Source organism: Faecalimonas hominis, from assembly GCF_054660755.1.
In genome coordinates this window covers 1-2,825 of sequence record NZ_BAAHSH010000091.1, presented here as the reverse complement: position 1 = coordinate 2,825, position 2,825 = coordinate 1, and the positions used below count along the sequence as shown (strand labels likewise).

At 37.3% G+C, this 2,825-nt stretch carries 1 protein-coding gene; it reads right to left on the bottom strand.

The features are described from left to right. Nucleotides 1–2,688, bottom strand: a 2,688-nt coding sequence (locus ACYQ35_RS11745; RefSeq protein ID WP_459833796.1) for an NPCBM/NEW2 domain-containing protein, incomplete at its 3' end; no start/stop codon positions are given. Nucleotides 2,689–2,825: the final 137 nt, after the last annotated feature.

Below are 2,825 nucleotides of genomic sequence, written 5' to 3'. Positions count from 1 at the left end.
TCTCGGTTTACAATTCATCCCGGTAAAGCGATTCTGATTTTTCAAACCATTTTGTTCGTATGGTTTCCATGTATTTCCACCGTCTTCGCTGTACTCCAAATTAGAAACGTCTCCAAGTAAAAGGTCTTCCTTATCGTTCGCTTCAATATTCTTAGGTGCTTCCTGTTCCATTATATCAATTACGCAAATAGGAAGACGACCATACATATCTTCAGTAGCTCCTTCTACCGTTACCTGAATATCATTTTCGACTGTGATAGATTTCAATTCATCATTTGTTAATGAAATTACATCTTTATCGGAAGTTTTCCATGTCTTTCCTCCGTCAAGACTATATTTCATTTTTAAACCTTTTTCAGTAAGATTTTTTGTCAATACAATCTTTCCTGCATTATCCCCATCAAACGAGAATGATGCGATACGTGAATGGTCTTTTTCGAGAATTGCTCTTGCCACATCTCCCGCATACCACGGCTGTCTTGTCTTCTCATAGTCATCTGCAGTCAGATTTTTTGTGTCTTTTCTTAATGTATACGCTTCTTCTAATGCTCTTTGGCGCTCCATATAAAGTTCAGCCATATGTACCGGATCTGTCAGTTTTCCGGAAAGTTCGATTTCTCTTAAGAGGTCGGCCATAACCATTGGATAGTAAGTATATCTGGAAGCCGTCTCTTTCATAAAGCGGTTTAACTCTGCACTTGTCAAATCCGGCTTATTCAAATACATATCAAGCATTCCGTATGTTGCATCAAGATATCTTGGACTTTCTGTCAATGCTCTGTAATATACTTCTCTTTTTGCAGAAAAGTCTTTCAAACTATTTGCAAGCAATGTATATTTTTTCGCCATTACATATGCGTCCCAATCTTGAATAACGTCAGTTGCAAGAAGGGTGTAACTTGAAGCCCTGTTTCTGTTTGTATCAATATTTCCCATCTTCCTGCGATTTCCCCAGCCTAATAGGTAATCTTCATACTCACTTGAAGTTTCACGAAGACTCCATGCATTGTTTTGGATTCTCCATTCATACTGTCCTTTATGGTCCGGACCTCCATCTGAAACCCACTGCCATGTCAATGCTGCTGCATGCGCCGGCTGTCCGGTTACAATAGACGGACGTCCCGCTACTTCCGCAAGGTTTGCATATGTCTTCGCATAAGCACCGCACACTCCGCCTTCTTCCCATACAATCCAAGAGCGAATTAAATCTTTTGTGCCATATTTAGCATTATCATCGAAACTCTTGAAATCATCAAATTTATATTTCTTGTTCCATTCAGCACGCTTTTGTTGGCTATAATATTTTTCATCTGTATATTGCCAGTTTCCCTGCTTGTTGTGTACATACATATAAGAGTCAAGGAAGTTTTTGTTTTTATTTTCTTCCTCTGAAGCCCACTGTGTAATATACTGTGCGAGCCATTCAAACTCGTCTTCATGCATACGTGAATCTACTACCCAGCGCATCATCGGTACGGATAATTCCTTGAACTGCTTTCCTGACCAGATTGCATTTCCCATATTACGGGAAGGTTCCTTTGCAAGTGTCGAAATCTTATCCATATAATTTCCCTGCTCAGACAGTTTTTTATATGTTGCATAACGTCTTACCGGGTCTTCTTTTTGTACTGCCTCTACACCGCTGTTTGGATTATCATTTCCGGTCCAAAAACGTACCGTTTTCGGATTCGCATATGCTGATGCCACAGATACTGCGAGACGAATATTCAAATCATTTTCACTGTTATTATCCAATTCTCCTTTGTATGCATTATATAACTTTCCAAATGCAATTAAAGAATTTTCGTAAGTTCCCTGACTCGGTTTTGGACCTCCGTTAATGTAATAATAAAGTGCTTCTTTATCTTTCAGCAAATACTCTATGGCATCTTTATACAATTTATTTCCTCTTTCGTCTTCCATCTCATAGACTTTGTTAATTGTATAAAAACCTGCCTGATTTACAAGTTCTCTCTGATAAATTGTCTGTGTATTATTATTCACTGCGTTTTTGTCACGGAAATTGATTTTACTTAACTCTTCATCATATTCTGCCACCGTTTTAATTGGAGCATTATAGTTTTCTGATGGAGTATAATCATTCGTTACAAATCCGGCATCTGCATATACAACGTGGTCTCTGGAATTTTCTCCGTTGCTGTCCGCTTCAAGTTTAATATACTTTTTGCCCTTCATGGAAAGATTTACATATACTGCGTCATTAATAGTTACGACACCGCTATTATAAATTTCTTCCCATGAATTTTTATCATCGGAAACAGAAATTTTAAATATTACACCGTTCCCGCCGCCGGAACGTGAATCTATTCCGAGATATCCCGCAAAGTTCGGATACTTATCCTTAAGTTCACTCACGTCGTAAATAACTGTCGATGGTGCGTGTGCAAAAATTCCTTTTGGAAATGTTACTTTCTCTCCTCGGGTTTTTACCTGTAAGCCTTCACCATTTTGTTTCATTTCCGTATTTCTGTCTTTTCCAAATGAGCCATAACCAACTCTTTTCTCTACTTCCTGCTTATCTGACAGATACTGAATTTTTGTGTTTTTATTCTGCTGGATTTCATTTTGAACCGGTTCTTCTGCATATACAGAAACGATACTATTCGGTGCTAACATCGTAATCACCAGTAACCCTGCAAATAATCTCATTAACTTTTTCTTTTTCATTAAACCTTTTTCCTTTCTTTGTTAATTTTCTAAAACCAAAACCTCCTTTTTTAAAATACCGTAATTTTATTATTGATGCTGCTTATTGTCAATCATTTTTTTACTTATTTCTCTTTTCTATAAACCATTTTTGATAA